We start from the raw sequence: 20,875 nt of genomic DNA, 5'->3' as shown, positions 1-20,875 counted from the left end.
TACCGCGATCTGCGCCAAGCCCCCGTTTGTATTTGGTCAAACCCACCTCAGCCGACGCGGTAGTTCGGGCTTTCGCGGGTGATTTGCACGTCATGGACATGGCTTTCTTTCAGGCCCGCACCGGTGATTTTGACAAAACCACAGTTTTTGCGCATCTCAGCCACAGTGGCACAGCCGGTATACCCCATGGCCGCGCGCAAACCGCCAACCATTTGGTGGATCACAGCGCCCGCCGGGCCTTTATAGGCGACTTGGCCTTCGATGCCTTCGGGCACGAGTTTGTCAGAGGCCGCGTCTTTTTGGAAATATCGATCCGCCGAGCCGCGCGCCATGGCCCCCAAGGACCCCATGCCACGGTAGGCTTTGTAAGAGCGGCCTTGATACAAGATCACTTCGCCCGGAGACTCGTCCGTGCCTGCAATCATCGACCCGACCATGGCCACCGAAGCCCCTGCCGCGATGGCTTTGGCGAAATCGCCGGAGAATTTGATGCCGCCATCCGCGATCACGGGCACATCGCCCGCCGCCTTGGCGCAATCCATGATGGCGGTCAGTTGTGGCACACCCACCCCCGCGACCATGCGCGTGGTGCAGATCGAGCCCGGACCGATGCCGACCTTGACCGCATCCGCCCCCGCCGAAATCAGCGCCTTGGTGGCTGCGGCTGTGGCGACGTTGCCGGCGATGACCTGAACGTCTTCACGGTAGTTTTTCAAGCGCTCGACCGCCATGGCAACGCCTTCAGAGTGACCATGCGCCGTGTCGATGACGATGAGGTCACAGCCCGCATCAATCAGCGCCACGGAGCGCTCAAAGCCTTCGTTGCCCACGGTGGTGGCAGCACCGACGCGCAACCGGCCAAGGTCGTCTTTGCAGGCCGACGGGTGCAGCACGGCTTGTTCGGTGTCTTTGAGGGTCAACAGCCCGGTCAGATGGCCATTGGCATCGGTGACCAAAAGTTTCTCGATCCGGCGCGCTTTCATCAGCGAAATCGCCTCATCTCGATCCGCAGGCTCGTGCAGGATCGCGAGATTGTCCGAGCTCATCACCTGCGAGACAGGCGTGTTGTCGGAGGTGGCAAAGCGCATGTCCCGGTTGGTGACGATACCGACCACGCGGCGATCCGCATCCACCACCGGGAAGCCGGTGAAATTATACTGGGCGCACAGCTCTTTGGCATCCGCGATGGTTTGATCGGCGGTCAGGGTGATCGGGTTATACACGATCCCGCTTTCAAAGCGTTTGACCCGGCGCACCTCGTCGGATTGCCGTTTGATGTCGAGATTGCGGTGAATGACACCGATCCCGCCCATCTGCGCCATGGCGATGGCCATGCGGCCTTCGGTGACCGTGTCCATGGCTGAGGACATCAAAGGGATGTTCAACCGGATTGATTTGGTGACAAATGTCCCTGTGTCTGCCGTTGAGGGCAGGACAGAACTGGCCGCAGGAACCAGCAAAACATCATCAAAGGTAAGGGCCTCGCGAATCTCCATCGGGTCTCTCCATGGGGGATACGGTTTGGCACGTCCCTATTACATGGATGCCCCTCTATGGAAAGGGCGTTTTGCCGTTTTTCGTGACGCACCACGCAATATTTAGGGCCGCACTCCAGTTGGAAACGGCCCTATAGCGTCGATTTCAAAGCTGTTAAGACCTCAGACAGAGGCGGCGTTGGTGGCTTTGGACAGTTTGCCCTTGGTCCAAATCTGCATGATTTTGGCGGCAATGTAGACGATCACCAAGGAGGCCGCGACCAGGACCAGACCGCCAATCACGCGAAACGGTGTGGGCGAGACTGTGGCGGCGGCAAACATCAGATTGACAAAGGCCACCAGGGGAAACGTGAAAGCTCCCCAGAGCGCCGAGAAGTCACCTTTGGTCAAATATCGGATCGCCAAAAGCGCCACGATGAAAACGGAGAGACCCACCCAGGCAAAGGCCACGGCCAGCGTGGTATAGCCCAAAAACGTCGCCACGATGCCAAAGAGCGAGAGCGGCGACAGGTGAATGGCCAAGAGCGGGCGCAACGGCGGCGGCACATCGGATTTGGCGAATTGCACGGCGGAGATCACATAGATCGCGGCGGCTATCGGCAAGGTGGTGGCAAAGATGAACTGCGACAGGCCGATCCAGCCCAAGGGCACGGCGGCCAAGGGTGCGATGATGAAGCCGACGAAAGTCAGATGCCACACCGGCGTGACCCGGCGTTGTTCGACTGGACCCAGCGCAAAGGAGCGAATGGTCAAGATCGCTACGATGACTTGGGCCGCGAGAGCCAAGACCAGGACGGTTTTGGCGAATGCGACCGAATAGGGCACAAGCACGGCGGCAAACAAAAACCCGCTCGCCGCCCCGGCGGACAGCCCAGCCCGACCCGGTAAGATACGCAGATCATCGGCAACAACGCCCGGACGGCGCACGACTTTCGCGAAATAGGCCACGAGCGCGAAAACATACAAAAGCGACACCGCCCCCAAGATCATTTCCCCGATCCACGCGGGCCCAGCCATGACTTTGGCCGCGTTGCGCCAGGCAAGACCAAGGCCCAAGAGCCCCATGATCGGCGGGAAAATCGCCGGCGGCGTGGCGCGCCAAATGCCTTTTGGGGCCGTGTTGAACGGTTTGGGCATGATGCGGGGCGGAGTGTGCGACATGTTCGGGCCTTTCGCGCAGATATTGCAGGGGATGAATACCACCCTGCCCGGCTCAGAGGAAGCTATTGCGCAGCGCCGTGTTGTCGCGGGCTAAATATGAGGTTAAGGACAGCCCCCGAGGAACTGCCCTTACCTCATGTTCGATGGCTTAGTCTTTTGGCCGCATGCTCAACCCATTGGCAAAAAGATGGACCTTTGCGGGATCGGCGGTGAGTTTGACCTCAGTGCCGCGCAGATTGTTGTGGATGCCGGGGAGTTTGGCGATCAGCGGTTCTTGACCCCGCTCGGGCACGAAATACAACAACGTCACCTCGCCCAAGGCCTCAATAATATCCACCGTGCCGTTCAGGATTGCCAATTCATCCGTCAGCACCATGTCTTCCGGGCGCACGCCGACATTGACGCGCCGCCCCATGTCCGAGGCTTGGGTTGGGATCGCGGAAATGGCAATGCCTTCGCCGTCGAGTTTGACCTTGGTCTGCGCCCCCGTCTCGATGATTTCGCCGGGCAAGAGATTCATCGCCGGAGAGCCGATAAATTGGGCCACGAATTCATTGTCAGGACGTTCATAAAGATCAAGCGGGCTGCCGACCTGTGCGATGCCTTTGTTGGCCAAAACCACAATGCGGTCGGCCAGTGTCATGGCCTCAACCTGATCGTGGGTGACATAAACCATGGTGCTGTCTGGCATCGACTCTTTGAGCTGGGCAATCTCCAACCGGGTGGCGACACGCAGGGCGGCGTCCAGGTTGGAAAGCGGTTCGTCAAACAGATAGACTTTCGGGTCACGCACGATGGCGCGACCGATGGCGACCCGTTGACGTTGCCCGCCCGAGAGCGCTTTTGGCAGGCGGTCCAGATAGTCGTCAAGCTGCAAAATCTTTGCGGCTTTGGTCACCGCCGCGTCGATCTCTTCTTTGGATTTCTTGGCAATTTTCAACGAAAATGCCATGTTATCATAGACCGTCATGTGCGGGTAAAGCGCATAGGATTGAAACACCATGGCGATGCCGCGTTGGGCGGGCGGCACATCGTTCATTCGCTCGCCATCAATCTCGAACGTGCCGCCAGAGATTTTTTCTAGGCCCGCAATCATCCGTAAAAGCGTGGATTTGCCGCAGCCCGACGGGCCGACGAACACGATCAATTCGCCGGTTTTGATGTCGAGATTGATGTCCTTGAGGACTTCGACTTTGCCGCCATAGGTCTTGGCGACATTCTCCAGTTTCAGATCTGCCATAGTCTCTCTCCCCTCGCCTCTTAGATGTTTTCGCGCAGCATGATTGCCGGTTGCCACGGTCCAAGATGCAGTTTTCCGTCCTCCATCGGCGAGGCGGAATTCAATTCGCTGCCGACCTGATACCAATCGCCCTTTGGCGTCTCCAACGTGGCCGGTTGATCCGACAGGTTGAAGGCACAAAACAGCTCTTCTTCGTCATTCTTGCGGGTGAAGATCAAACAGGTATCTTCGACCCGCATATCCACCATCTCACCGGTTTTGAGCGCCTGATGCGCATGGCGAAAGGCAATCGCGCGACGGTAGTGATGCAGCAAGGCACCCGGTTCTTCTTCCGATTGCGCCACCGCCAGCGGCAAATGATCGGGGCTCACCGGCAACCATGTTTGTCCAGAGTTGGAGAAACCACCGTGATGGTTCGAGCGTTCCCATACCATCGGCGTGCGACAGCCATCGCGGCCTTTGAAATCCGGCCAGAATTGGATGCCGTAGGGGTCCTGCAGGTCTTCAAAGGCCAGTTCGGCCTCCGGCAGACCCAGCTCTTCGCCCTGATAGATACAGGCCGATCCGCGCAGGCACATCATCAAGGTAGTAAAGGCGCGCGCGCCCGCCGGGCTGAGATTCCAGCGCGTCATGTGGCGCACCACATCATGATTGGAATAGGCCCAACAGGCCCAACCATCCGGGGCGGCCTCGGCGACGTTGTCCATCACCTCTTTGATGTATTCCGGCGACGGCGTGTCCCCAGACAACAGCTCGAACGCATAGCACATATGCATGAGATCATTGCCCTTGGTGTATTCGCCGAGGATCTCCAATCCGCGCTGTTCATCCCCGACTTCGCCAACCGCCGCCGCATTGTGCGGCTCCATCACCGCGCGCAGCTTGCGCAGGAACACAAGGTTCTCAGGCCGGGATTTGTCGTAGATATGCTCTTGCCAGTTGTACGGATTGACCGCTGGCGCAGTTTTTGCCGTGCGCCGTTCTGGAGCCAAAGGAGGATTGTCGCGCAACTCGGCGTCATGGGTGTAAAAGTTGATCGTGTCCAAACGGAACCCATCCACCCCACGCTGCAACCAGAATTCGGCCACGTCCAAAAGCGCGGCTTGCACTTGCGGTTCGTGGAAATTCAAATCCGGCTGCGAGGTCAGGAAGTTGTGCAGGAAATACTGCATCCGGCCCGCGTCCCATTGCCAGGCAGAGCCGCCAAAGATCGACAGCCAGTTGTTCGGCGGCGTGCCATCCGGTTTGGCATCGGCCCAGACGTACCAATTGGCCTTGTCATTGTCATGTGAGCTGCGGCTTTCCTTGAACCACGGGTGTTGATCCGAGGTGTGCGACAGGACGAGGTCGATCAGAACCTTGACACCATATTGATGCGCCGTGTCGATCAGCGCGTCGAAATCGGACAGATGGCCGAACATCGGGTCCACGTCGCAGTAATCCGAGACGTCATAGCCGAAATCCTTCATCGGCGAGGTGAAGAATGGCGAAATCCAGATCGCGTCAACGCCCAGCGAGGCGATATAGGGTAAGCGTTGGACGATGCCCAACAGGTCGCCAATACCGTCGCCATTGCTGTCTTGGTATGAGCGCGGATAGATCTGATAGATCACCGCGCCGCGCCACCAATCTTTTTCGCGCGTAAAGGGTTTCATGGGGGAGGAGGAGATTACGTTCATGCAAGATGCTCTTTGATTTTTCGCTGATTATTTAACAGACCCGGCCAGCAGGCCGCGGACGAGGTATTTTTGCATAAAGAAGAAGACGGTCAGCGGCACCGCGATCGACACGAAGGCCGCCGTGGCCAGGATTTCCCAATTGCCGCCGCGTGTGCCCAGAAGTTCGACGATCTGGCGGGTCATCACCGTGGTGTCGCCGGAACTGTCGATCAGGAACACGAGGGCGACCAAAAGGTCGTTCCATGTCCATAGGAATTGGAAGATCGCGAAAGACGCCAGCGCCGGGAAGGACAGCGGCAGGATGATTTTGGTGAAAATCTGAAAATCCGTCGCGCCGTCCACACGGGCGTTCTCGATGATGTCTTTCGGCAGACCGACCATATAGTTGCGCAACAGGTAGATCGCCAGCGGCAGACCAAAGCCCGTATGCGCCATCCAAACGCCAAGATAGCCCTTGGAGGACACCGCCTCACCCGGTTCAAACCCCAACAGCCGTCCAAGGCCGTTGACGGTGGCAAAGCGGCGTAGGTTGTCAGGGTCTGGGGTGCCCAAAAAGGCAATCGTCGCCTCCACCACCGCGCCGTGGAAACTGAGCAAGGGAATGAGCGCCAGTTGCAAAGGCACGACCAGCAACGCCACCACAGCCGCAATCAACAGCGCGCGTCCTGGGAAATCCATCCACGCCAAAGCATAGGCGGCAAAGGCCGCGATCAGGATCGGGATGATCGTGGCCGGGATGGTCACCGTGAACGTGTTGAGAAAGGCCTTGCCCATCTTGTCGGTGGCCTGACCAGAAAACAGCACGGTTTTGTAGTTTTGCAAGGTGAAGGTTGGCGGCGTTTTGGCGGTCAAAAACACCCGTTCACCGCGCGATCCGGTAAATTCTGTCTCGCTGAGCAAGGTGTAATCGCCATTTTCCGTGACGGTCAATTGCCCGTCCTCACCCAGATCGGCAGTGTCGCCGGGCTTGTAAGCATTGATGTCGCGCGAGGAGGTGCCCCAGACGGAAACGGTGCCAATCGGCAGGCCATCCTGTTCAAACAGGTTGCCTTCGATCACATAGGCGCCGTCGATCTGTTGCTGAAGCGCCGGATCGGCGGTGCGGATCATCACATTCTGCTCTTGCGGGAACAGGGCTTTCCACCAGCCGGAGCCGGAGATTTGATCCGCTGAGCGGAATGAGGAGACCAAAAGCCCCACGGTCGGGAACATCCAAAGAAAGACCAGAACGGCCACCGAAATGTGGACGGCCCAGGTCAAGGAGGACTTTTTGCCGGCAATATTGTCCATAGGTCCTGTCCTTTATTTCATTTCTTTGCGGGCGTTGTAGACGTTCCACACCAAGATCGGCGTGACCAAAAGCATGATCACCATCGCGGCGGCGGAGCCCACGCCCCAGTCATTGGCACGGAACAATTTGTCATACATGTAATTGGCCAAAACCTGGGTTTCCCATTGGCCGTTGGTCATCGCAAAGACGATGTCAAAGACCTTGAGCACAGTGATGGTGATCGTCGTCCAGACCACCACAATCGTGCCCATGATTTGCGGGATTTTGATTTTGAAAAAGATCTGAAACGGGTTGGCGCCATCGACAATCGCGGCCTCAATCGTTTCTTCGGGCACACCGCGCAAGGCGGCGGACAAGATCACCATGGCAAAACCGGTTTGAATCCAGATCAGCACCACCATCAGGAAAAAATTGTTCCAAAACGGCAGGGTCAAAAACGTATGCGGCTCACCGCCCAAAGCGACGAGGATCGCGTTGAGAATGCCGATCTGTTCGGTGCCCAACGGGCGCGCGTCATAGACCAGTTTCCAAATCACCGCCGCGCCGACAAAGGAGATCGCCATGGGCATGAAAATCAAAGACTTGGCAATCGCACCCCAGCGGATGCGGTCGGTCAATTGCGCCACCAAAAGCCCCATGGCAGTGGAGGCGGCAGGCACGACCAAAAGCCACAAGGCGTTGTTGCGCATCGCCTCCCAGAATTTCGGGTCGATCGACATTTTTCGGTAGTTTTCAAGCCCAATAAACGCCCCGCCCATGTCGCGATCTGTGAGCGAGAGGCGCAGCGTCTCAACCACCGGATAGGCCAGATAGAGGCCCAACGCCGCAAGTGCGGGGAACAGAAACAACCAAGGTCGGATCAAATTGGCGCGGTTGATGTTTCGGCCTGCGTGTGTGCCACGGGCCGGAAAAATCACCTTGTCCAAGAGAATATTGGAGAAATAGAAATAGCCGATGCAGGCGCTGACGCCGATAGCAATGGTCAAAAGACCTTGGACTGCTGGATGCATGTGCCCCTCCTTTTGCTTTGAGAGCCTCTTTGAGCTCCAAATCCGTCGTTTCTCAGCACATCGTGGTGCACTGAGCTTCGCTTATGTTCCGTCTCGGGGTCGATGGTTCTCTACATCCATCGAACACGAAAAGGCGATTTCGCGCAACTGCCGCGCTCCATCTGCTGCGGTGTTTTCAACCGTAACAGGAGTTCTGCGTCTTGCGATGTGAAATCTGTTTCCGGGGCCATGAAAACAGACTGTGGTCTCCCCTGCCCTTGGCCTGAACACACAGGCAGCAAAGAGAAATACGCAAGAGCAAAGGCGACCCGAGAACCAATCTCCCCGGATCGCCCGACATTGTCTGATTATTTCAGGGCATCCCAAGAGGCCTGAATATCGTCCGCCACGTCTTCGGCCGATTTACCGCCGGCGTAGTTGACCATTTCCGTCCAGAACGAGCCTGCGCCCACGCCACCCGGCATCAGGTCAGACCCGTCAAAGCGGAATGTTGTCGCGTTGAGCAAAATCTCGTTCATCGCCGCCGTCGGCGCATCGCCGAATTTCGACGCGTCCACGCCTTTGTGCGGCGTCAGGAAACCACTTTGGGACATCCAGGCTTCGTGGGCTTCAGGAGTCTCAAGGAACTTGATGAACTCCTGTGCCGCCGGGCTGTCATTGGTGATGGCCCACAAGGTGCCAGCACCCAAAACCGGATTGCCGAGGTCTTTTTCAGCATAGGATGGGAAGTAGAAGAAATCCGCGTCTTCGCCGACAACCGTGCCTTCCGGGAAGAAGGCCGGAATGAAGGACGCCATACGGTGCATGTAGCACTGCGGCGGCGAGGTGAAGAGACCTTTCGGACTGTCGCGGAAATCGGTCGAGGCCACGGCCCCTGCTCCACCAGACACATAAGCGTCATTGCGGGCGAACCAGCCGAATTCTTTGATCGCCTCAACGATGCGCGGATCGTTGAACGGGATCGAGTTGTCGACCCAACCGTCATAGACATCCGGGGTTTGGGTGCGCAGCAACAGGTCTTCGACCCAGTCAGTCGCCGGCCAGCCGGTCGCACCGCCGGATCCCAAACCAATACACCACGGCGTTTCGCCATCGGCGACGATTTGGTCGGTCAGGGCTTTGAGCTCTTCCATCGAGGTCGGGATGTCATATCCGGCATCTTCAAAGTTTTCCGGCACATACCAGACCAGAGATTTCAAATCGACCTTGTAGAAAAAGCCATAAAGCGCGTCGTTGCCGTCAGGGCCCGCGTAAGTGCCCAGATCAATCCAGGATTGACCCGCCGCATAATTTTCTTTCACCCACTCTTCGGTGCCTGCAGGCAGCGGTGTGAGGAAGCCGCGTTTGGCCATATCTGCCGCAAGACCCGGCTGCGGGAACACAGCGACGTTCGGGGCAGAACCGGCTTCGGCGTCGATCATAATTTGTTGTTCAAAACTGTCAGACCCAACGTAACGCACATCCGCGCCGGTCTTTTCTTCAAAAATGGCGAGCACTTTTTCGACCATTTCCTGGTCAGCACCGATCCAAGGGCCTGCAATCGTCAATTGTTGGCCAGCAAGGTCTTGTGCCTGCGCCGCACCCGCGAGCAAAGCCAGAGTGGCCGCCCCCGTAAGAAGTGTCTTTTTCATGTAAACCTCCCAGTTTTCATACCCCGACATGGGCACACTAAGCCTAGCGCTATCAGGTGAGAAATCAAACAGTTTCCAAATACCCAAAGCGCTTTGACACGCCGTAGATTCCCTCAAGTTATCCTAAGAGTCAATGACAACGATCAACCTTTCGGGGTTCACTGTGCGAAAATACCCCGTATAAGGTTTCCCTTACGGCAGATCTCTGATGTGACGACATAAAAACGACCAATGGCATATCGGAATACTGCCCAAAGCCGCTTTACCTGTGGCCAAAGAACCCTCTAGCGTGGCAGTCAGCCAACCAAACACTACGAATAAAATACTACGAATAAATGGATGCCCCATGAATCTCAAAGAGCTTTCAGAACTGCTTGGCCTGTCTCAGACAACCGTGTCACGCGCCCTGAACGGCTACCCCGAGGTGTCAGAGAAAACCCGAAAAAAGGTCGAAGCCGCAGCCAAACAGCACAATTACACGCCCAATACGCGGGCCCGTGGCCTAGCCACCGGGCGCAACCATGCGGTGGGGCATGTGATTCCCCTCTCCACCGAACATGAGGTGGTGAATCCGGTCTTCACCGACTTTATCGCCGGGGCCTCAGAGGTCTATTCGCGCGAAAACTATGACATGCATTTGACGGTTGTGCCCGATGCCTCTGAATCAGATGCCTATCGCAAAATCGCCGCCAAAGGCTCGGTCGATGGCGTCATCGTGCATGGCCCGAAAGACGACGACCCGCGCATCAAGTTGTTGCGCGAGATCGGGATGCCTTTTGTCGTGCATGGCCGATCTGGCTCGACGGACGAGCAGCAATATTCCTGGGTCGACATGAACAACACCCGCGCCTTTGAACGGGCCACCCAGTTTTTGCTCGATCTCGGCCATCGGCGCATCGGCCTTTTGAACGGCTTGGAAACGATGGATTTCGCCGCCAAACGACGCCTCGGCTATCGCGCGGCGCTTGAACAGGCTGGTGTGCCCGAAGACGACGCCCTCTGCTACTCCTCTGAAATGACAGAGGAATATGGATTTTCAGCGACGACGAAAATGCTCGCCTTGGAGAGCCCACCCACTGCTTTGCTGGCCTCGTCGATCATCGTCGGCTTTGGCGTGCGCCGCGCGCTTGATGCGGCGGATTTGAAAATTGGAAAAGACGTTTCGCTGATCATCCATGATGACGATCTCTCCTACCTGCGCAACGGCAACAGCGAACCGATTTATACCGCCACCCGGTCTTCTGTGCGGCAAGCCGGACGGATTTGCGCCGAAATCTTGATGGATATGATCGTCAATCCCAACCGTCCGGCGCAGCATGTGCTTTTGGATGCGGAGTTGATTATCGGCCACACCACCGGTCCCGCACCGCAGGGCTGAGCCTCCACACAACCGCGCCTTTCGCCAAACGCCCTGATCCAGACAAAGAATCTTTAAAACAAATCATCAAAGCGCTTTGACATCCCGTGAACTCCACCTAAAACGTTATAGACTCATTGAAATGGCCACTCACCTCACCTCAGATTCCTTTAAATTTGAGGCGACCCGGTGTCAGGCAGGCCGAAACCAAACACGACCCCCGAAAGGACTCCCCATGATGGGCCGCACAAAAACACGGCAGCTTTTGACCCGAAAAGATTTCCCGGACGACTTTATATTTGGGGCCGCCACGGCCGCCTATCAGGTCGAAGGCCATCAATTCGGCGGCGCGGGCTCGACCCATTGGGACACGTTTGCCGCCACTCCCGGCAATGTGATCAACGCCGAAGACGGCGCGAAAGCCTGTGATCAATATCACCGTTATGGTGAGGATATGGACCTGTTGCAGGCCGGGCATTTCGACGCTTACCGGTTTTCGACAAGCTGGGCACGGGTGCTGCCCGAGGGGCGTGGGCAGGTCAACCAAGAGGGCTTGGATTATTACGACCGCCTCACCGACGCCATTTTAGAGCGTGGGTTGCAGCCGCATCAGACGCTCTATCATTGGGAAATGCCCTCGGCTTTGGCCGATCTGGGCGGCTGGACCCACCCGGATGTGCACAATTGGTTCGGCGATTATGTTGAGATCATCGACGCCAAAATCGGCGACCGCATGGCCTCCATCGCCACGATCAACGAACCGTGGTGCGTCGCCTACCTGTCGCATTTCATCGGCGCCCATGCGCCCGGAAAACGCGACATCCGCGCCACCTCCCGCGCCATGCATCATATTCTCAAAGCCCACGGTGAGGCGATGACCCGGCTGCGTGCCAAGGGCCGGGACAATTTGGGCATCGTGTTGAATTTCGAATACCCGACCCCGGCCTCAGACGCCCCCGAGGACATCAAAGCGGCAGCCGTTCAGGACGCGATCTACAACCGCTGGTTCATCGAAGCGATCACCAAAGGCACCTACCCCGCCGAGGCACTCGAAGGCTTCGCCCCGCATATGCCAACCGGCTGGGAAGACGATCTCAAGACCCTGATCCATCAGCCGCTCGACTGGCTTGGCGTCAATTATTACACCCGCCACATCCACGCCCATGATCCCGAGGCCGCCGCCTGGCCGCACACCAAAGAGGTCGCCGGACACCGCGCCACCACCCAGATGGGCTGGGAAATTTACCCGGAGGATTGCACCTTTTCCTGACATGGCTCTCGGAGCGCTATGTCGGAGATTTGCCGATCTATGTGACGGAAAATGGCATGGCTTGGGAGGATCATGTCCGAAACGGTGTGGTGAATGACCCAGAGCGCTGTGACTTTATCCAAGACCACCTTGCCATGATGAAACAGGCGATTGAGGACGGCACAAATCTCAAAGGCTTTTTCTATTGGTCGCTTTTGGACAATTATGAATGGGCGTTTGGCTATGAAAAACGCTTTGGTATCGTCCATGTGGACTTTGAGACATTGCAGCGCACCCCCAAAGCCTCTTATCACATGTTCAAAGACATCCTGACGCGGAGCTGACCCATGAGCCGACATCCTGCCGACACCCTAACCCTTGTGGCCGATATTGGCGGCACCAACACGCGTGTGGCACTGGCCGATGGGGTCGATCTTTTGCCAGACACGATCCGGCGCTATTCCAACCGCAAATTCCCCGGTCTGGAAACAGTATTGCGGCAATATATCGGCGAAGAAGACGGTGTGGATTGCAAAGGCGCCTGTGTGGCTGTGGCGGGCCCTGTGCGTGACGGCGTTGGCACGATGACCAATCTGGACTGGACCATTGACAGCGACACGCTGCACCGCGCCACCGGGGCGGAACATGTCGCCATTCTCAATGACCTGCAAGCGCAGGGTCACGCTTTGGGCTTTGTCGATGAGGCCAATATCCGCCCGGTGATTGCCGCCGCCCCTGCTGCGCCTCAGGCGGTGCGCCTTGTGGTGGGGGTCGGCACCGGGTTCAACGCCGCGCCGGTGTTTGAAACCGATACAGGCCGGTTTGTCGCCCCCTCTGAATGCGGTCATGCCAACCTGCCGATCCGCAATGAACATGAGCTTGAACTGTGCCAATTCGTCGAAACCGCGCATGGATTCCCGGCCGTTGAGGACGTTTTGTCCGGACGCGGACTTGAACGGGTCTATCTGTTTTTGGGCACGCAGGCGGGGGACGCGCATGAAAAATCTGCTGCCGAAATTATGGCCGGTGTCGAAGATGGCTCTGATCCCCGTGCCATTGAGGCCGCGCGGCTCTTTGTCAAAATTCTCGGCACTGTGGTGGGCAACCTGTCACTGATCCAATTGCCCTTTGGCGGCGTCTATCTTGTCGGTGGTGTGGCCCGTCACATCGCGCCCTATCTTGAGCCATTCGGTTTCTCGGACGCCTTCCGCGACAAGGGGCGCTTTGCCGGTTTCATGAAAAACTTTTCGGTTTCCGTGATTGAAGACGACTATGCCGCCTTGACCGGATGCGCCTCTCATGTGCACAATATCTACCCGTAAATACCTGTTAAAATTTATAAAAAGGCTCCGAACGTCAAAGTTCGGAGCCTTTTTGCGTGATCTGATAAAAATGGAACAACGTAACTTCGTTTTAACTCCCTTGCCCTTACACCAGTCGATGTGACCGCAGATGTAAGGGAATTTTTAGATGTCTTTCCACTGCCGAAAATTAGGAGCGCCTGCATGACCACGCATGTTCAACTCCACGACCGGCTCGACTATCAATCCGTGGCTCCGCTTTTGAGCGAATTGAAATCCATCACCGACGCTGAGTTGGTGATTGACGCAAGCAATGTGCGCCATCTTGGCAGTCTGCCCCTTCAGGTGATCTTGTCCTGCGTCAAATCCCGTGCCGCCGAGGGCAAAACCACGCGTTTGGCCAATGCCTCCGACGGTTGCGTCGATATTTTGAGCCTTTTTGGCTTCTCTCCTGAAACCCTGACCCAACCGGAGGCCTGGACATGAGCCTTGAAGTCCTCGCTGTCGATGACAGCCGCACCATGCGAGATATGCTAAATCTCGCCCTCTCCTCTGCCGGCTTTACCGCCCATCTCGCCGAAGATGGCGTGCATGGCCTCGAAGTTCTCGAAGACATCGAACCGGATGTCATCATCACCGACATAAATATGCCCCGCATGGATGGGTTTGGCTTCATCGACGCCGTGCGCTCCGAGGAAAAATGGAGCCGCATCCCCATTCTCGTGCTGACGACCGAAAGCGCCGATGAGCTCAAAGCAAAAGCCCGCGCCGCAGGGGCGACCGGTTGGATTGTAAAACCATTTGATCCCGCCAAGCTCGTCAAGGCCCTTCAAATGGTTGCTGGTTAAGAGGTTCCTCATGTCCGACCCAATGGCAGAAATCCGCGCCTCATTCTTCATCGAATGTGAAGAACTCCTGGAAAGTCTTCAGGATGGCCTTCAAATGATGGATGACGGCGATACAGACTCGGAGACGATCAACGTCGTTTTCCGCGCCGTACATTCCATCAAAGGCGGTGCGGGTGCCTTTGGGCTCGATGACCTCGTGCGGTTCGCACACCGGTTTGAAACAGCCATGGATGAGGTGCGCACAGGACGTTTCGTCCCCGATGCCGAAGCCATCCGTCTCTTTTTTGCCTGTGCCGATATTCTGGGCGACCTGGTGCGCGCCGCACGCGATGAGGAAACCGTCTCAGAGGATATCACCGGACCCGCGCTCGAAAAAATCGACGTGCTGGTCGGCTTGGAAGAGGAAGAAGAAGAAGAGCTCGACTTCACCCCGGCCACCCTCTCTTTTGATCTGGATATAGGTGGCGATCTGGGCGGGTTGCCCAACCTGCCGGACCTCCCTGATCTAAGCACATTCCCAACCGCGTCTGAGACAGAAGATGAGATCACGGAGTTCTCTCCTGTTGGCGGCGCAAAAGGGTTTCAGGTGATTTTCAAACCTGAGGATTCCCTTTACGCCTCTGGCAACGAACCTCTCTACCTGTTCCGCGCCCTGCGTGACTTGGGTGACATCTCTGTCGTCTGTAAATGTAGCGCTCTTCCCGATCTCGATCACCTCAACCCGGACACTGGGTATCTGTCGTGGGTGGTAACGGTTCACACTGAGGAAGCGGAACTCTCTGTGCGCGAAGTCTTCGAATTTGTCGACGGCCTGTGCCTCCTCGAAATATCGCCGCTCTCTGGGCGCGCGCCAGCAGCACTTCCAGACCTGCCTCCGGCGATATCCGCGCCTGCCACTCCCCCCAAGCCGGAACAAGCCGCTCCTACGCCCTTGGTCCCGTCGCCTCCAATCATCCCCGACATCGAAATGCCCAACGCACCTGTGGCCCCTGTCGTAAAATCAGCGCCAATCGCTTCGGTGTCCGACGACGCCGAGGATGAATTTTCGCTCTCATCCCCCAACGCGACGAGCGGCTCAACGAAAACAACCGGCACGCCCACACAACCGCGCGCCACTGTTCGTGTCGATCTCGAAAGAATTGATCGCCTTGTCAATCTGGTCGGCGAATTGGTCATCAATCAGGCGATGCTCAGCCAATCTGTCGCAGAAGCGGGCCTGCCTCCGAACTCTCCAGTTTCAACGGGGTTGGAAGAATTTCTTCAACTGACGCGCGACATCCAAGAATCCGTCATGATGATCCGCGCTCAACCGATTAAATCGCTCTTTCAACGCATGGGGCGTATCGTGCGTGAATCTTCTGCCTCTGTCGGTAAAGAGGTCAGACTTCACACCGATGGTGAAAACACAGAAGTCGACAAAACCGTTATCGAACGTCTGGCGGATCCGCTGACCCACATGATCCGCAATGCCGTCGATCATGGCTTGGAAAGCCCGGAAATGCGCCTCGCAGCAGGCAAACCTCGTGAAGGCCACGTGACCCTCACCGCGCAGCATCGCTCGGGTCGCATTGTCATTGAGGTGGCCGACGATGGTGCCGGCATCAACCGTGAGCGCGTGAAAGAAAAAGCGATCGAAAAAGGACTCATTCCTCCCGATGCACAGCTCTCAGAGTCCGACATTGACAACCTGCTGTTCTTGCCCGGCTTCTCGACGGCCTCAGCCATTTCCAACCTGTCCGGTCGCGGCGTCGGCATGGATGTCGTCAGAAGCTCAATCCAGTCTCTGGGCGGCCGCATCAACATCACCTCTCAGGAGGGAAAGGGCACAACATTTTCAATCTCCCTCCCTCTCACTCTCGCCGTTCTCGATGGTATGGTGGTGCGCGTGGCCGATGAAACACTTGTCGTCCCCCTAAATGCCATTCTCGAAACGCTCACCCTGACCGATGGAGATCTAAAAGCGCTCGGCCCAGAAACCCATGTTGTCCAAATCCGTGGCGGCTTTGTCCCTCTTCTCGACCTTGGTGCAGAACTTGGCTATCGCTCCCCATTGGACAGCTATGTCGGAGGAATTGTCTTGTTGATCGGTCAAGAAGACGGAAACCGGGCAGCGCTCGCTGTCGATGCAATCGAAGATCAGAGGCAAGTCGTCATCAAAGGTTTAGAGGGAAGCTATGGGCGCGTCCCTGGCATCGCCGCCGCCACAATTCTCGGCGATGGACAAATCGCGTTGATCCTCGATCCCATGGATCTTGTTAGCCAAGCTTCCGGTCGAACCAAAATCCGCCAGCCCCAGCATTCACTTGTAGGATAAGACAATGACTGACAACGAAAAACAGACTGACGCAACCTCGATCGAACTGTTGTCCTTCCGCGTTGGCGGCCAAGATTACTCTGTCGACATCATGTCGGTTCGCGAAATTCGAGGATCTGCCAGAGCAACCTCCCTGCCGCATGCGCCCTTTTTTGTTAAAGGTGTCATAAACTTACGCGGCACAGTTCTTCCGATCATAGACCTCGCTGCAAGACTTGGGTTGCAAACCGGTGAAGATACAGAGCGCAACGTGATCATCGTGGTTGACCTCGGAGGTCGCACCGCGGGCTTGATGGTCGATGCCGTCTCGGACATCCTTGCGATCCCGTCAGAAGAAATGCAACCGCCGCCAGATTTGGCGGCAGATGACGCGCGCACATTTGTTTCTGCTCTTACGATCGTTGATGGCCGGATGATCCGCATTCTTGACTTGGAGGCAGTGATGCCGCCCCAAGGAGAGGAGGTCGCTTGAGCGAGCTATCCATCATAAAAGGCCGCCCGGCGATCGAAAGCACAATTTCGGACCAAGCATTTGCTCGAATTGCTAAAATTGCTCTGCGAGAAGCAGGCATTGTGCTCGCGCCCTCGAAAATTTCTATGGTTAAGTCTCGTTTAACACGACGTTTGCGCGCTCTTGGCATGTCCAGTTTTGATTCATATCTAGACATTGTCGAGGCCGGAACCGATCAGTCAGAGATGGGCAACTTCGTTTCAGCGTTAACGACGAACGTTTCCCATTTTTTCCGGGAAAACCATCACTTCGATTTCTTGGCAAAAGTCATCCTACCATCGCTTCAACAAAAACTCGCGAATGGGGGGAAAGTCCGTCTTTGGTCAGCCGGGTGTTCAAACGGTCAAGAGCCATATTCAATTGCCATGACATTGTTGAATGCGGACCCAAGCTTAGCACGGAAGAACCTTAAAATCCTTGCAACCGATATTGATCCCGAAGTTTTAACTTTGGCAAAATCGGCACAGTACAAAGGCTCCCTGACCACGGGACTGACGGACGAAATCATCGCGAAACATTTCAGAAAATCCGAACAAGACGGTGAAGTTGTTTTAACTGTGAATTCAGATGTCCAAGATATGATTTCATTTCGTCAACTGAACCTACATGCCGAATGGCCAATGAAAGGAAGGTTTGACGCAATCTTTTGCCGAAATGTTGTGATCTATTTCGATGAGGAAACTCAAGTCCGTCTTTATCGTCGATATGCACAAGCGCTTGAAGAAGGCGGTTGGCTGATGCTCGGACATTCTGAACGCATTAACGATAGCGTCACCTCTCTGTTCAAGAATGCCGGTGTAACAACTTATCAAACTGTTCGTACCGAGACCCCATCCAGCCCAGTTGAGGGTAGAAATAGCAAAGGATCCAACTAATGGCACTTCGAGATCAACTTCGTGTCATTGTCGTGGATGACATGTCCACAAGTAGAGGCCTTATCGCCAATGCGCTTGACTCATTTGGCATTCGAAATGTCGCAAGTGCCGCTGACGGGCCTTCTGCTTTGCAAAAACTGGCCGTAGCTCCAGTACATCTTGTCATTTCCGACTACAACATGCCAGGAATGGATGGGCTACAATTGCTGCACGCGCTTCGTTCCAATAGCGCGACGAGAGGTGTTGGTTTCCTCCTTATAACTGGGCGCGCAGATCGAGAGATCATTGACATGGGCAAACGTTTGGGAATGAACAATTTCCTCAAAAAGCCCTTCGATCCAGCCGGTCTAAGAGCGGCAATGGAAGCGATTGTGGGGAAACTGTGATGAAAGCAGTCCAAACAATCGCTGGCATCACTCAAACCGTCGAAGAGGCGGCGGCCATTCCAATGGCGACTCTCAACAAACGCATCCAAGATGAAATGGTCGCCTTGGTTATTCTCGCCGCCGAGGTCCAGATCGCACTTGGCCCCACATTGGCAGAAGCAAAAACGCTCTCGCCGGCTGTCCAGCGCAGCCTCCAGGCAATCGATCGTCTTCACCAAACGCTGGATGATCTCCAGAGAGTCATGGGACATCTCGCATCTGCGAATGGCGACCAAGCCGTAAAAATAGAGCCGTTAAGCGACGTTATACGCCTCCGTCACCTTGCGCATAAACTTTTCGATAACATTGATGCCCCCTTCGCTCTCTCCGAGGATGACTCTGGCGAGATTGCTTGGTTTTGAAGGCATTTCAGAGAGATGGCCCTAGATTTTCGACCCGTTTGCAGCCTGATTAAGGTGGATCATGGTTTCAGTTCAGGCTGCAAGTCTCATCGGTTTTGTTTTGCTGTCATAGGCCTGATCAGGGGCCAAGAGGCCATGGTCGAGGACTCTCCTTGCGTTGTTCAACCGAACGCCAGAACAGCCAGGCTATCGAATGCCGCGAGATTCTTTACCGATGGCGTACTCAGTTTTCCAAACTGACCTCAGAGCTTTCGGCGGAGAATATCCTACAACATCTCTCAGTCCAGCGTAACCACGCCATTGATATCACGGCTTCCTGCTGCCGATGTGCATGATGATCGCGATAAATCCCAACTTTCCCAAGCCGTTCTATTACACCGCCTTGAATGCACCCTATCTGCCGCTCAGCGCGGTCGTATGCTCGGCCATCCTGACCTGGTTGAATTGAACTGTGATGGTGACGATTTCATCAGAACCTCTTGCGTTCAAAACACCCTATCCGAAGAGATCGGCGGGAACGTAGCCCCCGACCTTCGCATCGGCCAGCCAGCGTCGGTGACCCGATGCGGAGACTCGCCGCCCAGAGATTTAAGAAACGAATGCCTCGCGCATATTGCGAAATGCACTACTCCCCATCATAAGACGGGTATCACCTCGCCGTCGCGGACCCCGCCGACAACGTGGAGCCGAGACAGCGGTTACACAGCGGGCGCCCGCCTCTTTGGAATTTCACAGGAGCCCGGGGATTCATCACCCCCCTTCCACAAGCCTCACCAGCCTAGGCAAGCACACGCTGTGCAGATCATAATGAGCAATGGCTCGGCGCCGGGCTTCCTGCCGCAACGCTAAGAAATGTTCCGGTTCTGCGAGGCATTCGATCAACTGTCGACTCCATCCTGAAACGTCAAAGAAATCGACAAGCAAACCATTTTCGCCATGTTCGATCACTTCCTCCACCGGACGTGTGCGCGAGCCTACGACGATCGCACCGGCAGCGAGCGCCTCAACCAGCGACCAGGATAGTACGAAAGGGTAGGTCAAATAGGCATGGACCCGGCTTACGTGAAGGAGATTAGTGAAAGTCGAATAGGGAACTTTTCCAAGAAAATGCACACGGTTCAGGTCGATTTTATCGCTGACTTCCGACAAAAAAATGTCTTTCCAGGTTCCACCTTGTTTGGGGGGGGAGCCGTAGCTGACCTCATCACCGCCGACAATCACCACCTGTGCTTGTGGCCGAGCGGCCATGACATCTGGCAGCGCTCGCATAAAGATATGATAGCCTCGGTACGGCTCGAGGTTGCGGTTCACAAAAGTCAGCACCTCGTCACCGGGTCTCAGAACTTTTCCGTTCGGCAATGTCAGGCTGGCCTCGGCGTTAGGCGCAAGCTTGGTGCAATCCACTCCATCGTAGACGACCTTGATCATAGAGCGCAAAGAGGGGGGGAAAGTTGAAGCTTGCCATTCCGTTGGAGACAGCCCCACATCGGCATGCAAGAGCGCTTGAGCCAGATAGGCTGCGCGAGCCTGCGCTATTATGAGATCATCAAATTTCGGGGATCGGAACTCCAAGTCAAAACCAACATCCGCCCCTTCACCACGGTAGTAAAACTCGGCATAAGAAAGCAATCGTGCCTCTGGCCAAATTTCCTTAAGAAACAGAGTTTCGCCCCATCCGGAATGCCCGATGATGACATCGGGTACATAGTTTTCTTGATCGCGCAGCTTCAGCGCGGCCCGGGCCACGGTTGCTCCACGATCAGAGTGAATGGCGTAGCTGCGCCCAAGCCGGGCGGCACGCGGATCGACAGGTTGACAATCATGTTTATAGTACCAGGTGGGGATTGAGCTTGTGCGCTTATTCTTTACATCGGTCAATGCGCGGCAAACGTGGCCACGCCGCGCAAGTTCAGGTGCCAGATATAGAAACTGACCGGGAAAGTTCTGATGAACAAAAAGAATTTCTAAAGGTCTGATCTTGTTCAAAGGCAGCTGTCGCATAGGTGATCTCTATCTTTCTCATGCGGATTCAAGTTTCAAATTCAATTCCTTGACTAAAACTCAACACGGAATGCTCCAGGGCCGCCAAACTTTTAAAGACAGTTCCAAATGCAGCGTCGAAGGT

At 56.0% G+C, this 20,875-nt stretch carries 17 protein-coding genes and 1 pseudogene; 10 read left to right on the top strand and 8 right to left on the bottom strand.

The window, feature by feature from the left end:
- Positions 1-47: 47 nt before the first annotated feature.
- From guaB to C8029_RS15500, 7 genes are all read right to left on the bottom strand, one after another.
- A complete protein-coding gene (gene guaB, locus C8029_RS15530) occupies positions 48-1,496 on the bottom strand; it encodes an IMP dehydrogenase (protein WP_009571293.1) in 1,449 nt (482 codons plus the stop codon).
- A 162-nt stretch (positions 1,497-1,658) separates the two neighbouring features.
- Positions 1,659-2,657: a TDT family transporter gene (locus tag C8029_RS15525; protein ID WP_009571294.1), complete on the bottom strand. Its 999-nt coding sequence runs from the start codon at positions 2,655-2,657 to the stop codon at positions 1,659-1,661.
- 148 nt (positions 2,658-2,805) lie between these two features.
- Positions 2,806-3,897, bottom strand: coding sequence for an ABC transporter ATP-binding protein (locus C8029_RS15520; protein ID WP_009571295.1), 1,092 nt, complete (start codon positions 3,895-3,897; stop codon positions 2,806-2,808).
- Positions 3,898-3,917: 20 nt separating this feature from the next.
- Positions 3,918-5,576: an alpha-glucosidase gene (locus tag C8029_RS15515; RefSeq protein WP_152003238.1), complete on the bottom strand. Its 1,659-nt coding sequence runs from the start codon at positions 5,574-5,576 to the stop codon at positions 3,918-3,920.
- Between the two features lie 27 nt (positions 5,577-5,603).
- Positions 5,604-6,866, bottom strand: coding sequence for a carbohydrate ABC transporter permease (locus C8029_RS15510; RefSeq protein ID WP_152003237.1), 1,263 nt, complete (start codon positions 6,864-6,866; stop codon positions 5,604-5,606).
- 12 nt (positions 6,867-6,878) lie between these two features.
- The gene (locus C8029_RS15505) at positions 6,879-7,877 is read right to left on the bottom strand and encodes a carbohydrate ABC transporter permease (RefSeq protein WP_009571298.1); all 999 of its coding nucleotides are present in this window, start codon (positions 7,875-7,877) and stop codon (positions 6,879-6,881) included.
- A 347-nt stretch (positions 7,878-8,224) separates the two neighbouring features.
- Positions 8,225-9,508: an ABC transporter substrate-binding protein gene (locus C8029_RS15500; protein ID WP_009571299.1), complete on the bottom strand. Its 1,284-nt coding sequence runs from the start codon at positions 9,506-9,508 to the stop codon at positions 8,225-8,227.
- A gap of 346 nt (positions 9,509-9,854) precedes the next feature.
- On the opposite strand from C8029_RS15500, the gene C8029_RS15495 reads away from it, so the two are divergent.
- The 10 genes and pseudogenes from C8029_RS15495 (at position 9,855) to C8029_RS15450 (ending at position 18,750) form a co-directional block, all read left to right on the top strand.
- Positions 9,855-10,886 carry a LacI family DNA-binding transcriptional regulator gene (locus C8029_RS15495; RefSeq protein ID WP_009571300.1) on the top strand — a complete coding sequence of 344 codons (1,032 nt, stop codon included), beginning with the start codon at positions 9,855-9,857 and terminating at the stop codon, positions 10,884-10,886.
- Between the two features lie 214 nt (positions 10,887-11,100).
- Positions 11,101-12,458: pseudogene (locus C8029_RS15490) on the top strand (GH1 family beta-glucosidase).
- A 3-nt stretch (positions 12,459-12,461) separates the two neighbouring features.
- Positions 12,462-13,436 carry a glucokinase gene (locus C8029_RS15485; RefSeq protein WP_009571302.1) on the top strand — a complete coding sequence of 325 codons (975 nt, stop codon included), beginning with the start codon at positions 12,462-12,464 and terminating at the stop codon, positions 13,434-13,436.
- A 183-nt stretch (positions 13,437-13,619) separates the two neighbouring features.
- A complete protein-coding gene (locus C8029_RS15480; protein ID WP_009571303.1) occupies positions 13,620-13,901 on the top strand; it encodes an STAS domain-containing protein in 282 nt (93 codons plus the stop codon).
- On the top strand, positions 13,898-14,263 hold the full coding sequence (locus C8029_RS15475) for a response regulator (protein WP_009571304.1): 366 nt from the start codon (positions 13,898-13,900) through the stop codon (positions 14,261-14,263). The genes C8029_RS15480 and C8029_RS15475 overlap by 4 nt, the downstream gene beginning before the upstream one ends.
- 10 nt (positions 14,264-14,273) lie before the next feature.
- Positions 14,274-16,577 (top strand): chemotaxis protein CheA, encoded by a 2,304-nt coding sequence (locus C8029_RS15470; RefSeq protein WP_152003236.1) that lies wholly within the window; start codon positions 14,274-14,276, stop codon positions 16,575-16,577.
- A 4-nt stretch (positions 16,578-16,581) separates the two neighbouring features.
- Positions 16,582-17,049, top strand: a complete 468-nt coding sequence (locus C8029_RS15465; RefSeq protein ID WP_009571306.1) for a chemotaxis protein CheW — start codon at positions 16,582-16,584, stop codon at positions 17,047-17,049.
- Positions 17,046-17,963 carry a CheR family methyltransferase gene (locus tag C8029_RS15460; protein ID WP_009571307.1) on the top strand — a complete coding sequence of 306 codons (918 nt, stop codon included), beginning with the start codon at positions 17,046-17,048 and terminating at the stop codon, positions 17,961-17,963. Before C8029_RS15465 ends, C8029_RS15460 begins: the two co-directional genes overlap by 4 nt.
- Positions 17,963-18,349: a response regulator gene (locus C8029_RS15455; RefSeq protein ID WP_009571308.1), complete on the top strand. Its 387-nt coding sequence runs from the start codon at positions 17,963-17,965 to the stop codon at positions 18,347-18,349. Before C8029_RS15460 ends, C8029_RS15455 begins: the two co-directional genes overlap by 1 nt.
- Entirely contained in the window at positions 18,349-18,750 is a 402-nt protein-coding gene (locus C8029_RS15450; protein WP_009571309.1) for a DUF8776 family protein, read from the top strand. Before C8029_RS15455 ends, C8029_RS15450 begins: the two co-directional genes overlap by 1 nt.
- 750 nt (positions 18,751-19,500) lie before the next feature.
- Here the strand turns inward: C8029_RS15450 and C8029_RS15445 are convergent.
- Positions 19,501-20,751, bottom strand: coding sequence for a glycosyltransferase family 4 protein (locus tag C8029_RS15445; RefSeq protein ID WP_009571310.1), 1,251 nt, complete (start codon positions 20,749-20,751; stop codon positions 19,501-19,503).
- Between the last annotated feature and the right edge of the window lie 124 nt (positions 20,752-20,875).

The sequence above is a fragment of the Roseobacter sp. TSBP12 genome (genome assembly GCF_009129705.1).
Lineage (GTDB): Bacteria > Pseudomonadota > Alphaproteobacteria > Rhodobacterales > Rhodobacteraceae > Celeribacter > Celeribacter baekdonensis_A.
Note: the sequence above shows the minus strand (reverse complement) of the source record. Positions and strands in the feature narration are given on the sequence as shown.

Coding starts and splice junctions, on each gene's coding strand:
- guaB (WP_009571293.1), bottom strand. CDS start 1,496: ATGGAGATTCGCGAGGCCCTTACCTTTGATGATGTTTTGCTGGTTCCT.
- C8029_RS15525 (WP_009571294.1), bottom strand. CDS start 2,657: ATGTCGCACACTCCGCCCCGCATCATGCCCAAACCGTTCAACACGGCC.
- C8029_RS15520 (WP_009571295.1), bottom strand. CDS start 3,897: ATGGCAGATCTGAAACTGGAGAATGTCGCCAAGACCTATGGCGGCAAA.
- C8029_RS15515 (WP_152003238.1), bottom strand. CDS start 5,576: ATGAACGTAATCTCCTCCTCCCCCATGAAACCCTTTACGCGCGAAAAA.
- C8029_RS15510 (WP_152003237.1), bottom strand. CDS start 6,866: ATGGACAATATTGCCGGCAAAAAGTCCTCCTTGACCTGGGCCGTCCAC.
- C8029_RS15505 (WP_009571298.1), bottom strand. CDS start 7,877: ATGCATCCAGCAGTCCAAGGTCTTTTGACCATTGCTATCGGCGTCAGC.
- C8029_RS15500 (WP_009571299.1), bottom strand. CDS start 9,508: ATGAAAAAGACACTTCTTACGGGGGCGGCCACTCTGGCTTTGCTCGCG.
- C8029_RS15495 (WP_009571300.1), top strand. CDS start 9,855: ATGAATCTCAAAGAGCTTTCAGAACTGCTTGGCCTGTCTCAGACAACC.
- C8029_RS15485 (WP_009571302.1), top strand. CDS start 12,462: ATGAGCCGACATCCTGCCGACACCCTAACCCTTGTGGCCGATATTGGC.
- C8029_RS15480 (WP_009571303.1), top strand. CDS start 13,620: ATGACCACGCATGTTCAACTCCACGACCGGCTCGACTATCAATCCGTG.
- C8029_RS15475 (WP_009571304.1), top strand. CDS start 13,898: ATGAGCCTTGAAGTCCTCGCTGTCGATGACAGCCGCACCATGCGAGAT.
- C8029_RS15470 (WP_152003236.1), top strand. CDS start 14,274: ATGTCCGACCCAATGGCAGAAATCCGCGCCTCATTCTTCATCGAATGT.
- C8029_RS15465 (WP_009571306.1), top strand. CDS start 16,582: ATGACTGACAACGAAAAACAGACTGACGCAACCTCGATCGAACTGTTG.
- C8029_RS15455 (WP_009571308.1), top strand. CDS start 17,963: ATGGCACTTCGAGATCAACTTCGTGTCATTGTCGTGGATGACATGTCC.
- C8029_RS15450 (WP_009571309.1), top strand. CDS start 18,349: ATGAAAGCAGTCCAAACAATCGCTGGCATCACTCAAACCGTCGAAGAG.
- C8029_RS15445 (WP_009571310.1), bottom strand. CDS start 20,751: ATGCGACAGCTGCCTTTGAACAAGATCAGACCTTTAGAAATTCTTTTT.